The sequence below is a fragment of the Pseudomonas zanjanensis genome, from assembly GCF_014268745.2.
GTDB lineage: Bacteria > Pseudomonadota > Gammaproteobacteria > Pseudomonadales > Pseudomonadaceae > Aquipseudomonas > Aquipseudomonas zanjanensis.
In genome coordinates, this window is the sequence record NZ_JABWRB020000001.1 from 872,644 (window position 1) to 890,862 (window position 18,219).

Below are 18,219 nucleotides of genomic sequence, written 5' to 3' on the forward strand. Positions count from 1 at the left end.
TTTTCTTTGCCTGCGATTCATGGAGATGGGGGGAACACAAGACCTGTGGGAGACCTGTGGGAGCGAGCTTGCTCGCGATAGCGGTCTGATGGCTGATCGGGTACATATCCGTTGCTGCGGTAACGGCTACTTAGGGTTCCGCCCTTACGGCGGCTCACTTTTTTTCAAACGCCAAAAAAAGTAAGCAAAAAAGGCTTGCCCCACCACTCGGCACCTCGCCTAGGCTCGGTGTGCCCTCACTCCGGCATTGCTCCGTGGGCCGCCGCGAAGGGCCATCCATGGCCCAGCGCGGCTAACCCGGCATCCATGCCGGGTTGCCCACTCCACAATGCCTGCGTTCGGCCAGCGTGGTTAACGGGGCCTCCAGATCAAAAGCAAAAGCGAGGCGGCCTGATAGCCGACCTGGCTCTTTCGGTCGTACACCCATCTTATCTGTGGGAGCAAAGCTTGCTCGCGAGGCGGCCTGACAGCCGACCTGGCTCTTCGGTCATACCCCGTTCCAATTGTGGGAGCGAGCCTGCTCGCGATGGAGGTGTGTCAGTCAATGCATGTCTAACTGAACCACCGTCATCGCGAGCAAGCTTTGCTCCCACAGATCTGATGGGTGTCTGCTAGAGGGCGTAAACCTGGGCCAAAGCCGGCGGTGAGGCGGCCAATTCGGCTGCTTCGGCCACGGCGCCAATCACCAGTATCGCCGGGCTCTTGAGCTGGAAGGCGCTGGCAGCGGCTTCCATCGAGGCCAGGTCGCTGCGGCAGTCACGCTGGTGGGGCAGGGAGGCGTTTTCGATCATGGCCACGGGCGTGTCCGCCGCCAAGCCGCCGGCCAGCAGTTGCTCGCGGATCTCGCTCAGCTTCGCCACGCCCATATACACCACCAAAGTGGTCCCGCTTTGGGCCAGGGCTTGCCAGTTCAGGCTGCTGCCGTCCTGGGTGTGGGCCGTGACCAGGGTCACGCCCCGGGCAATCCCGCGCAGGGTCAGTGGAATATCGCATTGGGTCGCCCCCGCGAGGCCGGCGGTGATGCCGTTGACCATCTCTACCTCGACGCCATGCTCGCGTAGCCACTGCGCCTCTTCACCGCCGCGGCCGAAGATGCACGGGTCGCCGCCCTTGAGGCGCACCACGCATTTGCCCTGGCGGGCGTAACGCAGCATCAATCGATGAATGAAGGCCTGGGGGGTGGAGCGGCAGCCGCCGCGCTTGCCCACGGCGATGATGCGTGCGGCGGGGCAATGCTCCAGCACCGCGGCATTGACCAGGTCGTCGATCAACACCACGTCGGCCTCGCCCAAGGCGCGCACGGCTTTGAGGGTCAGTAATTCAGGGTCACCGGGACCTGCACCCACCAGCCAGACTTTTGCGTTCATAGTGTTTTCCTCACGAGATAGCCGCCAGCGGTTGCGCAGTGGCAACCAGCAGACGCTTGATTTCCGGTACGCAGGAACCGCATTGCGTGCCACAGCCCAGCTCTTGTTTTAACCCCTGCAAGTCCAGGCCACGCTCGATGCCTGCGCAGACCGCGCGCTGGCTGACGTTCATGCAGTTGCACAACGTTTTGCTGCCACCCGTTGCGGCGCCGACATTGCCCGGTGGCGCGCTCAACGGCGCCAGCAGCCAGCGCCGCAGTTGTTCATCGGCACGGCCTTCCAGCCACAAGTTCTGCAGCCAATGCCGGGCCAGGGTTTCACCGGCCAGGCGAATGGCGGTGATGCGACCGTTTTCGATGCGCACCCGTTTACCGATGGAGCGACGCGGGTCGTCGTAGGCCAGCACCGGCCCGTCGATCAGGCCCAATTGCTCGTCGATGGCCTGGAGCAGTTGCGGTTCAGGCGCGACGGCGCTGGCAGCGCGAATCAACAGCGCGGGACGTTCACGGCCGGTCAGGCTCAGGCTGACGTAGGAAAACGCCTCGCACAGGGGGCGCAGGGCCTCCAGATGCTGTTGAACATCGCCCTCGATCAAAGCGAAAAGCTGCCAAGGCAGGTTCACCGGTTCCAGGCGCACGCCGCTGTGCTTGAGTTCCGGTTGTTTCGACAAGGGGTCGAAGGCCGGTTGCGTCAGGCTATTCACGCCGCCCTTGAGGAACCGATCGCCCCAATGCATGGGCAGGAACGCCTGGCCGGGGCGCACGCTGTCGTCGCTGTCCACGGCCACGATCACACTGCCGCGACGGCTCTTGAGGTTGACCAGGTCGCCCGCTTGCAGGCGGTGCCGGAGCAGTTCGTCGGGGTGCAGGCTGAGCACGGCTTCGTTCACATGGCCAAACAACTGCGCGGCGGTACCGGTACGGCTCATGCCGTGCCATTGGTCACGCAAGCGGCCGGTGTTGAGGGTCAATGGGTAGCGGGCGTCACGCAGTTCCTTGGCGGCGCGATAGGGATCGGCCACGAAGTGCGCCCGGCCGCTGTCGGTCGGGAAAATCCCGTCCACGTACAGTCGCGCCGTCCCAACCGTGGCGCCTTCCGGGAAGGGCCATTGCTGAGGGCCGAGGCGGTCGATCAGGGCATGGCTGATGCCGGACAAGTCCAGGTCGCGGCCACGGGTCAGCTGTTTGTACTCATCGAACAGCTGGGCCGGGGTGTCGAAGGCGAACAGGCTGGGTTGGCCCGGGCGTAGGCGTTTCTCCAGGCGTTGTGCGAAATCCACGGTGATAGCCCAGTCCGGGCGCGCTTCACCGGGTGCGTCGATGGCCCGACGGACGTGGGAAATGCGCCGTTCGGAGTTGGTCACCGAACCTTCTTTCTCGCCCCAACTGGCCGCCGGCAACAGTAGATCGGCAAACGTGGCGGTCTCGGTGGTGCGGAAGGCTTCCTGTAGTACCACGAACGGGCAGGCTTGCAGGGCCTCACGTACCGCCGTCTGGTCGGGCATCGACTGGGCCGGGTTGGTGCAGGCGATCCACAAGGCCTTGATCTTGCCGCTGCGCACCTGCTCGAACAACTCGATGGCGCTCAAGCCGGTGGTGGCGGGCAATTGCTCCACACCCCAATAACGGGCGACGTCGGCACGATGCTCCGGGTTGGCGGCTTCACGATGGCCTGGCAGCAGGTTCGACAGGCTGCCGGTTTCCCGTCCGCCCATGGCGTTGGGTTGGCCGGTCAGCGAGAACGGGCCCGCCCCCGGCCGGCCGATTTGTCCGGTGGCCAGATGGAGGTTGATCAATGCGCTGTTTTTGGCGCTGCCGGCGGTGGACTGGTTCAGGCCCATGCACCACAACGACAGGAAGCTCGGCGACGTGCCGACCCATTCGGCACACTGGTGCAGTTGTTCGGCGCTGATGCCGCACAACTGGGCGACCATCGCCGGGGTGTAGTCGCGGACCAGGTTCTTCAGGTCCGCCAGACCTTCGGTATGGGCCTTGATGAAGTCGCGGTCGACCCAGTCTTCCCACAGCAGCAGGTGCAAAATCCCATGGAACAAAGCAACATCGGTGCCCGGCAAGATCGCCAGGTGCAGGTCCGCCAGGTCGCAGGTGTCGGTGCGCCGGGGGTCGATGACGATGATTTTCATCTGCGGCCGGCGGGATTTTGCCTCTTCGAGGCGGCGAAACAGGATGGGATGGGCGTAGGCCATGTTACTGCCGACGATCATCACGCAGTCGCTCAACTCCAGGTCTTCGTAGCTGCAGGGTGGGGCGTCGGCACCGAGGCTGCGCTTGTAGCCCACCACGGCGGAAGACATGCACAGCCGCGAATTGCTGTCGATATTGTTGGTACCCACCAATGCCCGGGCGAGTTTGTTGAAGGCGTAGTAGTCCTCGGTCAACAACTGGCCGGAGATGTAGAACGCCACGCTGTCGGGGCCGTGCTCGGCGATGGTGTCGGCGAAGACGCTGGCGGCGTGATCCAGGGCGCTGTTCCAGCCGGTTCGGGCCCGGGCCAGGCCTTTGCCCAGGCGCAGCTCCGGGTACAGGGCGCGGGCGGCGAGGTCGCCGGTCAGGTGCAGGGTCGAACCCTTGCTGCACAGTTTGCCGAAGTTGGCCGGGTGGGCGGGATCGCCGCTGACGCCGAGGATGCGCTCGCCGTCATGCTCGATCAGGACGCCGCAGCCGACCCCGCAATAACAGCAGGTCGAGGCAGTGATCTGGCGGTTCATCAGCTCGCGTCCCGCAGGGCCAGTTGCACCCGGCCGTTTTCGACCCGGGCCGAATGATGATGGGCGCAGCCCACGTCCGGGGCTTGGGCCAGGCCGGTTTCCAGGTCGATCTGCCAGTTGTGCAGCGGGCAGGCCACGCGCTTGCCGTAGACCAACCCTTGGGACAGCGGGCCACCCTTGTGCGGGCAACGGTCATCGAGGGCGAACACTTCATCGTCGCTGGTACGAAAAATCGCGATATCGCCTTTGGGACCATTGATGATGCGCGAACCGAGGATATTGATCTCTTCCAGTGCGCAGATATCCAGCCAGTTCATGCCGGCACCTCCAGGTTCTTCACGGGGATGACTTCGAACTCTTTCTTCAACTGAGGCTGTTCCAGGCGCTGTTTCCAAGGGTCCTGTTCCAGCGACAGGGAAAACTTCAGGCGTTCGTGGAGGGCCTTGCGCCGCTCGGGGTCTTCCAGCACGGCTTTCTTGATGTGCTCCATGCCGACCCGCTGCATGTAATGCACGGTGCGTTCGAGGTAGAAGGCTTCCTCGCGGTACAACTGCAGGAACGCGCCGTTGTATTCACGCACTTCCTCGGCGGTCTTGAGCTTGACGAAAAACTCCGCGACTTCGGTCTTGATCCCGCCGTTGCCACCGATGTACATCTCCCAGCCGGAATCGACGCCGATAATTCCCACGTCCTTGATGCCGGCTTCAGAGCAGTTGCGTGGGCAACCGGAGACCGCCAGCTTCACCTTGTGCGGCGACCACATATTGAACAGGTCGTGTTCCAGCTCGATGCCCAACTGGGTGGAGTTCTGCGTACCGAAGCGGCAGAACTCGCTGCCCACGCAGGTCTTCACGGTGCGGATGGACTTGCCGTAGGCGTGGCCGGACGGCATGTCGAGGTCTTTCCAGACGCCGGGCAAGTCTTGTTTCTTGATGCCCAGCAAGTCGATGCGCTGGCCGCCGGTGACCTTGACCATCGGCACGTTGTATTTATCGGCGACGTCGGCAATGCGCCGCAGCTCGGAGGGGTTGGTCACGCCTCCCCACATCCGCGGGACCACCGAGTAGGTGCCGTCTTTCTGGATGTTGGCGTGGGCGCGTTCGTTGATCAGGCGCGACTGTGGGTCGTCGTGGGCTTCGCCGGGCCAGGTGGATATCAGGTAGTAGTTCAACGCCGGGCGGCAGGTGGCGCAGCCGTTCGGGGTGCGCCAGTTCAGGTAGCTCATGGTGCCGGCGATGGTCAGCAGGTGCTGGTCGCGGATCGCCTGGCGGATCTGGCCGTGGTTGAGGTCGCTGCAACCGCAGATGGCTTTTTCGCTTTTTGGCTTGACGTCCGCCGCGCCGCCCACGGTGTTGATCAGGATCTGCTCCACCAGGCCGGCGCAAGAGCCGCAGGAACTGGCGGCCTTGGTGTGTTTTTTCACGTCATCGACGCTGAACAGCCCGTGCTCCTGGATCGCCTTGACGATGGTGCCCTTGCACACGCCGTTGCAGCCGCAGACTTCGGCGGTGTCGGCCATGCTCATGGCTTTGTCCTGGCCTTGGTGGCCTACATCGCCTAAAGCGTTTTCCCCAAACATCAGGTGATCGCGGATCTCGCTGATGCCGTGGTTCTCACGAATCTGCCGGAAATACCAGCCGCCGTCCGCGGTATCGCCGTACAGGCAGGCACCCACCAGCACGTCATCCTTAATCACCAGTTTCTTGTAGACGCCGCCGATCGGGTCGGAAAGGGTGATGGTCTCGGTGCCTTCGCCGCCCATGAAGTCGCCGGCGGAAAACAGGTCGATGCCGGTGACTTTCAACTTGGTCGACGTGACCGAACCCTTGTAAGTGGCGAAGCCCAATTGCGCGAGGTGGTTGGCGCAGACCTTGGCCTGTTCGAACAGCGGCGCCACCAGGCCGTAGGCGGTGCCGCGGTGGCTGGCGCATTCACCGATGGCGTAGATGCGCGGGTCGTAGGTTTGCATGGTGTCGTTGACCAGGATCCCGCGGTTGCAGGGGATGCCGGATTTTTCCGCCAGTTCGGTATTGGGACGGATGCCGGCGGCCATCACCACCAGGTCGGCGGGGATGATGTCGCCGTTCTTGAACTGGACCGAGCCGACCCGGCCATTGCCGGCGTCGTGCAAGGCCTGGGTCTGTTCGCAGAGGCGGAATTTCAGGCCACGGTTTTCCAGGGCGGTCTGCAGCAGTTGGCCGCTGGTCTTGTCCAGTTGCCGTTCCAGCAGCCATTCACCGATGTGGACGACGGTCACGTCCATACCCCGCAGCTTCAAGCCGTTGGCCGCTTCCAGGCCCAGCAGGCCGCCGCCGATGACCACGGCGTGCTTGTGGGTCTTGGCGGTGTCGATCATCGCCTGGGTGTCGGCGATGTCGCGGTAACCAATCACCCCTTCAAGGGTGTTGCCGGGGATCGGCAAGATGAACGGCGTGGAACCGGTGGCGATCAGCAGGCGGTCGTATTCGGCTTCGCTGCCGTCTTCGGCGATGACCCGGCGCTTGACCCGGTCGATCTCCACCACTTTACGGTTGAGCAGCAGCTTGATGTTGTTGTCCAGGTACCAGCTCAGGTCGTTGAGCACGATCTCTTCGAACGTCTGCTCACCGGCCAGCACCGGCGAGAGCAGGATGCGGTTGTAGTTGGTGTGGGGTTCGGCGCCGAACACCGTGATGTCGTACAGCTCGTTGCTCAGCTTGAGCAGTTCCTCGAGGGTGCGAACCCCGGCCATGCCGTTGCCGATCATCACCAGTTTGAGTTTTTTCATCAGGGTTCTCCGCAAGCTCATGTCCGTTTCATCACGGCGATCGGACTGGCTCGGCAATTTTTACGAAAACAAAAAAAGGCGTCCCGCTAGCAAGCTAGCGAGGACGCCTTTGTCCTGGTCCCGTTCTCTCGGGAAGCACCGCCTTCATCGTTGGAGGCGTTGCTTTATGTATGGTGGTGTAGGTAATGCAGTGGTTGTGCCAAGTGGCGCGAAGGCGTGGATTTATTGAGCGGCGGGCTGGTTGAGCGGATTGGGGAGGGATTTATTGCACCGAATCAAAGCGTGTTGCCCGGTAATGGAGCGCGCTAGGGCGAGCGAAAAGTTTTTGTGGCGAGGGAGCTTGCTCCCGCTGGGCTGCGAAGCAGACCCAAAAAAAGGCGACCGCTGCGCGCTCGAGCGGGAGCAAGCTCCCTCGCCACGGTCATGAGTGGAATACCAAAAACAACAGCACCACATTCACCACCAACGACACCAGCGCCAATGTCCGCCAGACCTTCAGCGGCTCTCTTTCCAGCAACGGCCTGGGCCTGACGCTCAAGCTGCGGCGCTCGCCCTGCTCCAGCAGCAATAGCCATTCCTCGGCCGTCTCAAAACGCTGACCCGGATCCGCCGCGACCGCGCGTTCCAGGCTCTGCCCAAGCCATTCGGCCAAGTCCGGCCGATAGCGGCTGGCACTGACCGGCACGCCGAAGCGCGGGCGCTGGAAGGCTTCGATCTCGCCGTAGGGATAATGCCCGGTCAGCAGGAAATACAAGGTCACGCCGACGGCATACAAATCCTGTTGCGCCGTGGGCGCGGCGCCGCCGAAGGCTTCCGGGGCAATGTAACTGGGTGTGCCGGGCAGCACGTTGGCCTGGTCCTCGGACAAGCCCGGGCAATACGCCAGGCCAAAATCCAGCAAGCGCAATTCCCCGTCGTCGCCCAGGTGCAGGTTTTCCGGCTTGATGTCGCGGTGGTAGATCTGCCGCCGATGCAACAGGCCCACCGCCCGCACCAGCCGCTGCGCCAGGTCCTGCCATTGGGCCAGGGGCAGCGGACCGCCCTGGTTGAACAGCTCGGCCAGGGTCGCGCCCGGATATTCACGCATTACGTAGTACAGATGCTGACGTTGGGGCACCCCATGGACTTCGGGAAACTGCCGCCCGGCGACGCGTTTGAGAAACCATTCCTCCGAGAGCAAGGCCTGACCGGCCCGGCTATCGTCCCGTAGCTGCACGGGCAAGGTTTTCAGCAGCCAAGGTTGGCCTTGGCCGTCGTGCACCCGGTAAAGCAACGATTGCTGGCTCTGGCCGAGCAGGCTTTCGATCTGCCAGCCCTCGAACACCTGGCCCGGTTTCAGCGCCGGCGGCAAGGGCCATTGCTGGAGCTGGATCAAGGCATCGCCAATGCTGGCTTCGCCGAGGGCATCGACCCGCACCAACAACGCGCTGGCATTGTCCTGGCTACCGGCCAGGTGCGCGGCGTTGACCAGCGTCTGCGCAGCGAGGTGCAGGTCGGGTTGGTCGCGAAGGATGGCGGCGATGGCCATGTCCCCCAAGACCGCCCAGACGCCGTCGCTGAGCAACACGAAGGTTTCGTCGGTGCGCAGTTCACCGTCGAGAAAGTCGAGGATCAGGTGTTGGTCCAGCCCCAGGGCCCGCTTCAGCACATGCTGCATGCCCTGCTGTTCCCAGACGTGATCCTCGCTGACCCGTTGCAGGTGATCGGCATGCCAGCGGTAGACCCGGCAATCGCCGACGTGGGCCAAGGTGAAGCGCCGGCCCCGCAGGACCAGGGCGCTCACGGTGGTGAGCAGCGGTTGCCCGCCGCCGTTGGCCTGCAGCCAGCGGTTCTGGGCCAGCAACAGCCGGTCCAGCGCTTGGGCCACGCCCCAGGTTTGCGGCGTGGAATAGTAGTCCAGGGCCAGGGCCTGCAAGGTCGAACGGGCGGCCAGCCCACCATCGGCGCATTGGCTCACGCCGTCGGCGATGGCGAACAGGTAACCCTTGCTGGCAGCCAGGGCCGGGGCGGGCGTGACCAGGCGCAGGGCGTCCTGGTTTTCTTCCCGCGGGCCGATGGCGCTGGCCTCGGCAAAACTCAATTGCAGGCTCATGGTTGCAGGTTATACCCGAGCAGCGGTGACGGCTGCCGAACCCCAAGTGGTTCTCCAGCGACGCTTGACGCCATACAGGCCGAACCAGGCCAGGACACCGAGGCTGGCGAACAACCACAGCGCCAGTTGATAGCTGCCGGTGCTTTGCTTGATCGCGCCCATGCCCGCCGCCAGGGCGAAGCCGCCGATGCCGCCGGCCATGCCGATCAGCCCGGTCATCACGCCGATTTCGCGACGGAAGCGTTGTGGCACCAGTTGGAACACCGCGCCGTTGCCCGCACCCAAGCCGAGCATGGTGCAAACGAACAGGGCCAGGGCCGCATAGGAACTCGGCAGGTTGAAGCCCACCGCGGCGATGCAGACGGCCGCTACGGTGTACATGCCGAGCAAAGTGCGGATGCCGCCAAAACGGTCCGCCAGGGCGCCGCCCAAGGGACGCATCAGACTGCCACCGAAGACGCAGGCAGCGGTGTAGTAGCCGGCGGTGACGGGGCTCAGGCCATATTGGTCGTTGAAGTAGCCGGGCAGGGCGCTGGCCAGGCCGATGAAGCCGCCGAAGGTCACGCTGTAGAAGAACATGAACCACCAGCTGTCGCGGTCGCCCAGGGCCTTGAGGTAGTCGGCCATGGATTTGGCTTTTGGTCGCTCGGGGGCGTTCTTGGCCAGCCAGGCGAAGAGGACCAGGGTCAGCACCAGCGGGATCAGTGCGAAGCCGAACACGTTGGTCCAGCCGAAGGCCACGGCCATGACCGGTGCGATCAACGCGGCGAGCACGGTGCCCGAGTTGCCAGCCCCGGCGATGCCCATGGCCTTGCCCTGGTGTTGCGGCGGATACCACTGGGAGGCCAGGGGCAGGGCGACGGCGAACGAAGCGCCGGCCACACCGAGGAACAGGCCCAGCAGCAGGGCTTGTTCGTAGCTGTGGATGCCCAGTTTCCAGGCGCAGAACAGCGCACCGATCACGATCACCTGGCCAACCATGCCGGCGGTCTTGGGTGAAATCCGGTCGGCCAGCAGGCCCATGAACAGGCGCAGCACGGCGCCGGCCAGGATCGGTGTCGCTACCATCAGGCCGCGTTGCTGGGTGGTCAGGTGCAGGTCGGCGGAGATCTGTACCGCCAGTGGCCCGAGCAGGTACCAGACCATGAAACTCAGGTCGAAATAAAGAAAGGCCGCGAACAGTGTCGGGGTGTGGCCGGATTTCCAGAAGCTTGAATTCATCGCGCACCTCAGCTGTAAAAGTCTCGAGAAATGAGTCAGTGCTTAGAGCAGTGCGCCGCCTGTGGTCGCACCACCGGCCCCGAAGGGCCAAAACAAAAAAACGCCGCAACCCGGATCGCCAGAGAGGCAAGGAGGGTGTGCGACGTCTTTGTCGTAGGTGGGGCAACCGCCGTTGGTTACCTGTGGGGTTGCTTAAGCGAGATCTGTGCCAACCTGTGAGGTAAGGGGGAGGGCCCTTCGCGAGCAGGCTCGCTCCCACAGGGATTGTAGTTGTTCGCAAATGTCCGTGCTCACCCCGCAAACCCTGTGGGAGCGGGCTTGCTCGCGAAGACGGTGGGGCAGTCGATATCAATGTTGGAAGTAAGACCGCTTTCGCGAGCAAGCCCGCTCCCACAGTGGATTGGGGTTGTTCCCAAATGCTGCGTTCACCCTGGAACCCATGTGGGAGCGAGCTTGCTCGCGATGGCGGCAGGCACGGCGCTACTAGGCTTTCAGCCGAGCAATTCATTCATGGCGATGATCTGCTCCGCCACCTGGATCAGCTTCTGCTGGCGGCTCATGGCCTGGCGGCGCATCAGGGTGTAGGCCTGCTCCTCGTTGCATTCCTTCATCTTCATCAGCATGCCCTTGGCCAGTTCGATGCGCTTGCGTTCGGCCAGTTGCTGGTCCCGGGCCAGGAGTTGGGCGCGCAGGGCCTGGTCGCTTTCGAAGCGGGCCATGGCCACGTCGAGGATCGGTTGCAGGCGCGCGGCGTGGATGCCTTCGACGATGTAGGCGCTGACGCCCGACTTGATCGCCTGGCGCATTACATTGGGGTCGTGCTCGTCGGTAAACATGACGATCGGTCGTGGCTGGTCGCGACTGACCAGCACCACTTGCTCCATCACATCGCGCCCGGGTGACTCGGTATCGATCAGGATCACGTCCGGACGCACCGTTTCGACGCGCGCCGGCAGGTCGATGGTCAGGCCGGATTCGTCGATCACTTCGAAGCCGGCTTCGATCAGGGCAGCCTTGAGACGGCCGACTTTTTTCGCGGTGTCGTTGATCAGCAGGATACGCAGCATGGTCGTGGCTCCTGTCAGCGGCTGGCGAGAAGGGGAGCCGCATCGCTCAAGGCGTGCAGTTTGAAGCTGCGGGCGTACCCGGCCGGGTCCGAGCCGTCCCAGGTGGTGCCATCGATCAGTTGGCTGCTGCGCATGTCCTGGCTTGGGGACGCAATGTCCAGCGCCCCACAGGCTTCACGGTACAGCGTGAGTTGCTGGACGTCCCGGGCCACGGCCAGGTAATCCGGGTCTTCGCGCAGCAAGCCCCAGCGACGGAACTGGGTCATGAACCACATGCCGTCGGACAGGTACGGCAGGTTCACCTCGCCGTCGCCATGGAAGCGCATCGCGTGGGGATCCTGCCAGCTGTTGCCCAAGCCGTCGGCATAGATGCCCAGCAGGCGCGGCTCGATGCAGTCCAGCGGGGCGTCGAGGTATTCGGGCGCACTTAACAGTTGCGCGGTGCTGCGACGGTTTTCGTTGCTTTGTTCGATGAAGCGGCTGGCTTCGAGGATCGCCATCACCAGGGCCCGGGCGGTATTGGGGTACTGCTCGACGAACGCGCGGGTACAACCGAGGACTTTTTCCGGGTGATCGGGCCAGATGGTCTGGGTAGTCGCCAGGGTAAAACCGAGGTTCTGCTTCACCGCGCTGGCGCACCAGGGCTCGCCGACGCAAAACCCGTCGATACGCCCGGCTTGCAGGTGCGCGATCATTTGCGGCGGAGGCACGACCACGCTGTCGACATCCGACAACGGGTGGATGCCCTGGGCGGCGAGCCAGTAATAGAGCCACATGGCGTGGGTGCCGGTGGGGAAAGTCTGGGCGAAGGTCAGTTTCGGGCGAGTTTGGTGCACGTGCCGTTCCAGTGCTTCAGGACTGGTCACGCCTTGGGCCTGCAAGCCATGGGACAAGTTTATGCTCTGGCCGTTCTGGTTCAGCCCCATCAGCACCGCCATGTCGGTCGGCGCGACCCCGCCAATGCCCAGGTGCACCGCATAGACCAGGCCATACAGGCTGTGGGCGGCGTCGATTTCACCGCTGACCAGCTTGTCCCGCAGGTTGGCCCAGGAGGCCTGGCGCTTGAGATTCAGGGTCAAGCCGTAGGGTTGGGCGAAGCCCTGGGTGGCGGCCACCACCACCGGGGCACAGTCGCTCAAGGCCATGAAGCCGAGGTTGACCGCGCTCTTTTCCGGGGCATCGCTGCCGTTGACCCAGGCCAGGGGGTTGGCTGGAACTTCATTCATCGTGCATCACCTTCCACTTAATCAGTCTGGCACTCATTTGGCCTTTGGCACCGGCGCCGATGAGCAGTAATGGTGCAAGGCATATGCCAGCCGAGCCCTCATCACCTTCCCATCAAGATTCCAGGCGTCGTGTCTTTCATCCTGTCGGTCCTTCCAACGCCACGTAGCAAAGGAGACGGCATGCAGGACACATCCATTCTCGCCACGGCATTGCCTGATCTGGGCGAACGCGTGCTGCACCTGCGCGTGGCCCGGGCCCAGGTTCAACTGAGCGCCGGGCGGTTGGGCCGCAGCCACTGCCTGCCCGTCGGTTGGGAGGGGTTGGTGGTGCAGAGCGATTCGCTGCGCTTCTGTGGCGGTGAGTTGCATGTCACGCCGGTTTGCGAAGCGACGCTGGTCAAGCTGCAGGCGTTCCTGGACATGAGCGATGCCCTGGTGGATGCCGGGCAACGGCTGCACGCGGAGCCATGGGCCCTGTTGCCGGTGGCGGAGGAAACCGTCCGCTCGCCGCAACGGCTCGAACGCTGGTACATCGGCCAAGCGATGAACGGCACGCCGGCCTATCACGCGGTCGCCCACCTGCTGCGTCATCACGAGAGCTACGGGCTCGTGCGTTTCCTTCTGGAGCAAGGCACCCACAGCGAAAAACTGAACACGCTGGCGCAACGCTACGGCGTATCGGTTTCGCATTTTCGCAGGCTCTGTCGCCAAGCCCTGGGCTCTGCCGCCAAACCGGCCTTGCGTGGCTGGCGCACGGCCCAGGCGCTGTTGAACATGAGTCTTCAGGACGGCTCGTTGACCGATGTCGCGCTGGAGTTCGGCTTTGCTTCGTCGTCACATTTTTCCAAGGAGATCCGCGAACTGGTGGGCTTCGCACCCAGCAGCCTGGCGGATATCACCTACCTTCCAGGCAAGTGAGTCGATGAGCCGCCAAGCGTTATCCCCATTCCTTTTATTCGTCTGCCTTAGCGCTGTGATGCTGCTCGCATCCGGTGCCGCAAGGGCCGATGTCTATACCTTCGAGGCTCGCGAACAGAGCGCGCGGACCTTTTTCAGCGAGCTGTCCGGGTCATTGGGCAAGCCGGTGATCGTCAGCAAGGCCGCGGCAGCCAAGCGCATTGGTGGTTCGTTCGACCTGCGCACGCCGCAACGCACGTTCGAGCGGGTCAGCGCGCAGATGGGGTTGATCTGGTACAGCGATGGCCAGGCGATCTACCTGTATGACGCCTCGGAAATCAAGAGCGCGATGATGTCGCTCCAAACCCTCACCGTCGCCAAGCTCCAAGGGTTCCTCGGCCGTTCAGGCTTGCACGATGCACGTTATCCGCTGCGTCACGACGGACTGCGGACGTTCCATGTGTCGGGCCCGCCGATGTATGTCGACCTGGTGGTGCAAGCGGCCGGGCTGATGGACAACCAGCGCTCGGAACTGTTGCTGGGCAAGCAGCAGATTGGCGTCATCCATGTGCGCAACACCTTCGTCAGCGACCGTAACTATGAGCTGCGTGACGACAAGGTGACGATCCCGGGACTGGCCACCGTGATCGAGGACTTGTTGCGTGGCGAGAAGCAGCAGGTCGAGCCATCGGTGGCACAAGCTCCCGAGCAGCGCTCGCGGGGGGCGATGCCAGTGTTTCCCCTCGAAGGCCTGGCGAACACCTCTTCGGACCAGGACCCGACGGCACCGCGAATCATTGCGCGCGAGGTGGCCGCCGGCAACATTCGTGTGGTCGCTTACCCGGACACCAACAGCCTGTTGGTCAAGGGGCTGCCCGAGCAGGTGCGCTTTATCGAGAACCTGGTCAATGCCCTGGACACGCCGAAACGCCATGTCGAGCTGTCGCTGTGGATCATCGACCTGCACAAGGACGAACTCAATCAATTGGGCATCAACTGGCAGGGCGCGGTGAAATCAGGCGGGCAGTTCAGCGCCTCGCTCAACGCCGGCTCGGCCACCACCCTCGACGGCGCGTCGTTCGTGACCCAGGTCATGGCGCTGGAGCGCACCCAGCGGGCGAACGTGGTCTCGCGACCGGTGATCCTGACACAGGAAAACGTGCCGGCGATCTTCGACAACAACCGTACCTTCTACGCCCCGCTGGTGGGGGAGCGCAGCGTCGATCTGCAGCACATCACTTACGGCACGCTGGTGAATGTGCTGCCACGTTTCGCCCAGGCCGACGAGATCGAGATGTCCCTCAATATCGAGGACGGCAATGAAGTCGAGAATCCCGGCCGGGGTGAGCAGCAGAGTGCCCTGCCGACGGTCGGGCGTACGCGCATCAGTACCGTGGCCCGCGTGCCCCAGGGCAAGAGCCTGCTGGTGGGCGGTTTCACTCGCGATGACCATGGCGAGCAGGTCGGACGCGTGCCGGTGCTGGGGTCGATCCCGTGGATCGGCCGCTTGTTCAGCTATCGCCAGGGCCGCTCGGCCAACACGGTGCGGGTGTTTTTGATTCAGCCCAAGGAGATTCGCGACGCTCTTGAACCCGTGGAACTGGACATGCCGTTGCTGACCCCCGAGCAACATGAGCGCGTGCGTCGAATGTACTTCCGGATGTCCGAGCCATGATCCTGCCCCCGGTTTCCATGGGCGGCCGGGCTGCCCAGGCTCGATTGAACGCCGAGAAGGCCGCCGAACAGCCACAACCACAAGTCGACGCCGAGACGGCGCAGGACGACAGCGCAACGGCGGCCGTGGCCCAGCGCATCGTGCAGATCAGCGACGAGCTGTCGGCGGCGCTGACGCAGTTCCGTGGCCGGCGTTTGTTCGAACTCAAGTCCGAGACCCTGACCGACACCTTCGAACGCGTGCTCGAGGACGACACCGTGCCCAAGGCCCGGCAGGTGCTGAGCCTGGCGCGGCTGGCGGACAAACCCGTGGCTTGGTTGCTGCAAATGGCGCGCAGCCTGTTCCCCGATGACAGCGACCTGGCGCTGGTGTTGCGGGCGTTGTTACGCCGCCGCAACCTGGAAACCCGCACCCGCCAGCGCCTCGAAACCCTCTTGCAGACGGTGGTCGCCCAAGGCTCGCCCAAGCGCCTGAACGCGGGGATCAACGCCGCGCTCAAGGCCAGGATGTTCGGCAAGAGCATGGCGGTCAGGGCCGGCCTGCTACGCGAGACCTATCGGGATTTTCTCGAGTCCGACGAAGGCCCGCTCAGTTGCTACCAGGACTGGATTGCCCTCTACGGCCCGGCACAACGCATGAATGTGCTGGCCTTCATCGAAGCCGCGCTGCTCACCGACATCAGCGCCCAGGACCCCAGTTGCTCGCGCATCGAGTTTGGCCAGTTGCTGACCCGGGTGACCGACCTCAAGCGCTTGCGTTCGGCCGATGGGCTGTTCATCGGCGCCGTGCTTGGCGATGCGCTCATCTGTCGGCACAACCCCCATGAAGCCGACTGGCTGGTGTTCCTGTTCGGCGTGTTGACCTACCCCGATGACCTCGACCAGCTGTTGCTCGGTGTGTTGGGCGAGCAGGTGTTGCTCAGTGCCCACCGCGAGCGCTCGACGCTGCTGCAAACCGTGCGACGGCTCAGCCTGCAACTGCCGCCGCCGCTGTTTGCCGATGAAGAAGCGCCGCAACGCCTGGCCATCCAGTTCACCCGCCTGGCCGACGTCGCCTATGCCCACGAACTCATCGAACAGCGACTGCCCGGTGGCCGCCCATGATCTTGTCCCGGAGCCAGGCCTGAATGCTCAACGTGTTCTTGCGCAATGTCGGCGCGCGCCCGGAGCTGCTGATCCTCACCTTGATGGTGATGATCATCGCCATGCTGATCATCCCCTTGCCGACGGTGTTGGTGGATTTTCTCATCGGCCTGAACATCGTCATCTCGTTGTTGGTGTTCATGGGCTCGTTCTACATCGAACGCATCCTCAGCTATTCGACGTTCCCAGCGCTGCTGCTGTTGACGACCTTGTTCCGCCTGGCGCTGTCGATCAGCACCAGCCGGCTGATTCTCAGCCAGGCCGATGCCGGCGAGATCATCGCATCGTTCGGCGACTTCGTGATCGGCGAAAGCCTGGTGGTGGGTTTCGTGATTTTTTCCATCGTCACCATTGTCCAGTTCATCGTGATTACGAAGGGTTCGGAGCGGGTCGCCGAAGTGGCGGCGCGCTTTTCCCTGGACGGCATGCCCGGCAAGCAGATGAGCATCGACGGCGACCTCAAGGCCGGCGCCATCGACGCGGCCCAGGCCCGGGAAAAACGCAGCGTGCTGGAGCGCGAAAGCCAGCTGTACGGTTCGTTCGACGGGGCGATGAAATTCATCAAGGGCGATGCCATCGCCGGCATCATCATTATCTTCGTCAACTTCATCGGCGGCATGGCCATCGGCATGGGGCAATTGGGCATGGACATGTCCACGGCCTTGTCCACCTACACGCTGTTGACCATCGGCGATGGCCTGGTCGCGCAGATCCCCGCGCTGCTGATCGCCATCGGCGCGGGCTTCATCGTCACCCGCGTCAACGGTGATGACAGCAACCTGGGGCGCAACATGCTTGCCCAGATGCTCGGCAACCCGTTCGTCCTGGGCGTCACCGCGTTGCTGGCGGTGGGCGTGGGCCTCTTGCCCGGTTTTCCATTGCTGACGTTTCTCTCGATTGCCAGTGTGCTGGGGTTGGTGGTGTTTGTGCGCCACCGCAAGTCCTTGCGCCAGGCCAGCTCGGGCGAAAGCCGCAGCGAACCTGCCGAGCCAGGCGCGGCGCAGGGTGAGTCGGGATTGCTCGATGACGTCGACAACGTTGCCACCGAAACCATCGCCCTGATGCTGCTGGTGCCCACGGCACGCCTGCAAGCGTTGGAGAAGGAGCGGTGGGCGGCGCGCTTTCGCAGCCAGTTCTTCGTCGATTACGGGCTGCGCATTCCCGAGCCGCGGTTACGGGCCAGCGAGGCGCTGCCGGTCCATCAAGTGGCGGTGCTGATCAATGAAGTGCGCGCCGAGCAGTTCGATATTCACTTCGATCACTGGCGCCTGCTGGATTATTCGCCGGAGCTGGAACCGTTGGGTTTCGCCCTGGTGCGCGGTAACGACAGCAATCGCCTCGGTGGCGTCTGGATCACCGCCGCCGACCGCGAGCGCGTGCAGCAGTTGGGTTACCACCTGCGGCCTGCCGACGAAGAATGCTATCGCTGCCTGGTCACGCTGCTGGCGCGCAACATCCAGGAATTTTTCGGCGTGCAGGAAACCAAGCAACTGCTCGACGAAATGGAAGCGCGCTACCCCGACCTGCTCAAGGAAGTCTATCGCCACGTCACGGTGCAGAAGATCGCCGAGGTGTTGCAGCGCTTGATCGGCGAGCGCATCTCCGTGCGCAACATGAAGCTGATCCTCGAAACCCTCGCCCATTGGGCCTCTCGGGAAAAGGATGTGCTGGCGCTGGTCGAGCATGTGCGCGGCGCCATGGCCCGCTACATCAGCAACAAGTTTGCCCAGGGCAACGACCTGCGCGTGCTGCTGTTGTCGGCGGAGTTCGAAGACGTGGTGCGCCGGGGCATCCGGCAAACCTCGGGCGGCAGTTTCCTCAACCTGGAACCGGCCGAATCGGAAGAACTGATGGACCGCCTCAGTGTCGGCCTGGACAGCGTGCACATCGCCCACAAGGACATGGTGCTGCTGTGTTCGGTCGATGTGCGGCGCTACATCAAGAAACTGATCGAAGGGCGTTTTCGGGAGCTGGACGTGATGTCGTTCGGCGAGGTGTCCGAGACGGTCTCGGTCAATGTCATCAAGACGCTGTAAA

12 protein-coding genes are annotated in these 18,219 nt (G+C 63.5%); 4 read left to right on the top strand and 8 right to left on the bottom strand.

Annotated features, from left to right (window positions below; translation table 11 throughout):
- Nucleotides 1-611: 611 nt before the first annotated feature.
- From cobA to HU715_RS04065, 8 genes are all read right to left on the bottom strand, one after another.
- Nucleotides 612-1,367, bottom strand: a complete 756-nt coding sequence (gene cobA, locus HU715_RS04030; RefSeq protein ID WP_186705303.1) for a uroporphyrinogen-III C-methyltransferase — start codon at nucleotides 1,365-1,367, stop codon at nucleotides 612-614.
- A 10-nt stretch (nucleotides 1,368-1,377) separates the two neighbouring features.
- Nucleotides 1,378-4,095, bottom strand: coding sequence for a nitrate reductase (locus tag HU715_RS04035; protein ID WP_186705302.1), 2,718 nt, complete (start codon nucleotides 4,093-4,095; stop codon nucleotides 1,378-1,380).
- Nucleotides 4,095-4,412 (bottom strand): nitrite reductase small subunit NirD, encoded by a 318-nt coding sequence (gene nirD / locus HU715_RS04040; RefSeq protein ID WP_186705301.1) that lies wholly within the window; start codon nucleotides 4,410-4,412, stop codon nucleotides 4,095-4,097. The genes HU715_RS04035 and nirD overlap by 1 nt, the downstream gene beginning before the upstream one ends.
- Nucleotides 4,409-6,862 carry a nitrite reductase large subunit NirB gene (gene nirB, locus HU715_RS04045; RefSeq protein WP_186705300.1) on the bottom strand — a complete coding sequence of 818 codons (2,454 nt, stop codon included), beginning with the start codon at nucleotides 6,860-6,862 and terminating at the stop codon, nucleotides 4,409-4,411. The genes nirD and nirB overlap by 4 nt, the downstream gene beginning before the upstream one ends.
- Before the next feature lie 421 nt (nucleotides 6,863-7,283).
- Complete coding sequence (locus HU715_RS04050; protein ID WP_186705299.1) at nucleotides 7,284-8,954, bottom strand: bifunctional protein-serine/threonine kinase/phosphatase; 1,671 nt, start codon at nucleotides 8,952-8,954, stop codon at nucleotides 7,284-7,286.
- A gap of 9 nt (nucleotides 8,955-8,963) precedes the next feature.
- Nucleotides 8,964-10,175 carry a nitrate/nitrite transporter gene (locus tag HU715_RS04055; protein ID WP_053120618.1) on the bottom strand — a complete coding sequence of 404 codons (1,212 nt, stop codon included), beginning with the start codon at nucleotides 10,173-10,175 and terminating at the stop codon, nucleotides 8,964-8,966.
- 491 nt (nucleotides 10,176-10,666) lie between these two features.
- On the bottom strand, nucleotides 10,667-11,242 hold the full coding sequence (locus HU715_RS04060; RefSeq protein WP_003199539.1) for an ANTAR domain-containing response regulator: 576 nt from the start codon (nucleotides 11,240-11,242) through the stop codon (nucleotides 10,667-10,669).
- Nucleotides 11,243-11,256: 14 nt separating this feature from the next.
- Nucleotides 11,257-12,468, bottom strand: coding sequence for a CmpA/NrtA family ABC transporter substrate-binding protein (locus tag HU715_RS04065; RefSeq protein ID WP_186705298.1), 1,212 nt, complete (start codon nucleotides 12,466-12,468; stop codon nucleotides 11,257-11,259).
- Nucleotides 12,469-12,648: 180 nt separating this feature from the next.
- Between HU715_RS04065 and HU715_RS04070 the strand changes: the two genes are divergently transcribed.
- Genes HU715_RS04070 through HU715_RS04085 form a run of 4 tightly spaced genes read left to right on the top strand, consistent with a single transcriptional unit; the run spans nucleotide 12,649 to nucleotide 18,218 of the window.
- A complete protein-coding gene (locus HU715_RS04070) occupies nucleotides 12,649-13,386 on the top strand; it encodes a helix-turn-helix domain-containing protein (protein ID WP_186705297.1) in 738 nt (245 codons plus the stop codon).
- 58 nt (nucleotides 13,387-13,444) lie between these two features.
- Complete coding sequence (sctC, locus tag HU715_RS04075; protein WP_225917546.1) at nucleotides 13,445-15,040, top strand: type III secretion system outer membrane ring subunit SctC; 1,596 nt, start codon at nucleotides 13,445-13,447, stop codon at nucleotides 15,038-15,040.
- Nucleotides 15,037-16,143, top strand: a complete 1,107-nt coding sequence (sctW, locus tag HU715_RS04080; RefSeq protein WP_186705295.1) for a type III secretion system gatekeeper subunit SctW — start codon at nucleotides 15,037-15,039, stop codon at nucleotides 16,141-16,143. Before sctC ends, sctW begins: the two co-directional genes overlap by 4 nt.
- A 23-nt stretch (nucleotides 16,144-16,166) precedes the next feature.
- The gene (locus HU715_RS04085) at nucleotides 16,167-18,218 is read left to right on the top strand and encodes an EscV/YscV/HrcV family type III secretion system export apparatus protein (protein WP_186705294.1); all 2,052 of its coding nucleotides are present in this window, start codon (nucleotides 16,167-16,169) and stop codon (nucleotides 18,216-18,218) included.
- Nucleotide 18,219 lies beyond the last annotated feature (1 nt).

What these genes read in the sequence shown, in the direction of transcription:
- cobA (WP_186705303.1), bottom strand. Translation starts at nt 1,367, where the DNA reads ATGAACGCAAAAGTCTGGCTGGTGGGTGCAGGTCCCGGTGACCCTGAA.
- HU715_RS04035 (WP_186705302.1), bottom strand. Translation starts at nt 4,095, where the DNA reads ATGAACCGCCAGATCACTGCCTCGACCTGCTGTTATTGCGGGGTCGGC.
- nirD (WP_186705301.1), bottom strand. Translation starts at nt 4,412, where the DNA reads ATGAACTGGCTGGATATCTGCGCACTGGAAGAGATCAATATCCTCGGT.
- nirB (WP_186705300.1), bottom strand. Translation starts at nt 6,862, where the DNA reads ATGAAAAAACTCAAACTGGTGATGATCGGCAACGGCATGGCCGGGGTT.
- HU715_RS04050 (WP_186705299.1), bottom strand. Translation starts at nt 8,954, where the DNA reads ATGAGCCTGCAATTGAGTTTTGCCGAGGCCAGCGCCATCGGCCCGCGG.
- HU715_RS04055 (WP_053120618.1), bottom strand. Translation starts at nt 10,175, where the DNA reads ATGAATTCAAGCTTCTGGAAATCCGGCCACACCCCGACACTGTTCGCG.
- HU715_RS04060 (WP_003199539.1), bottom strand. Translation starts at nt 11,242, where the DNA reads ATGCTGCGTATCCTGCTGATCAACGACACCGCGAAAAAAGTCGGCCGT.
- HU715_RS04065 (WP_186705298.1), bottom strand. Translation starts at nt 12,468, where the DNA reads ATGAATGAAGTTCCAGCCAACCCCCTGGCCTGGGTCAACGGCAGCGAT.
- HU715_RS04070 (WP_186705297.1), top strand. Translation starts at nt 12,649, where the DNA reads ATGCAGGACACATCCATTCTCGCCACGGCATTGCCTGATCTGGGCGAA.
- sctC (WP_225917546.1), top strand. Translation starts at nt 13,445, where the DNA reads ATGCTGCTCGCATCCGGTGCCGCAAGGGCCGATGTCTATACCTTCGAG.
- sctW (WP_186705295.1), top strand. Translation starts at nt 15,037, where the DNA reads ATGATCCTGCCCCCGGTTTCCATGGGCGGCCGGGCTGCCCAGGCTCGA.
- HU715_RS04085 (WP_186705294.1), top strand. Translation starts at nt 16,167, where the DNA reads ATGCTCAACGTGTTCTTGCGCAATGTCGGCGCGCGCCCGGAGCTGCTG.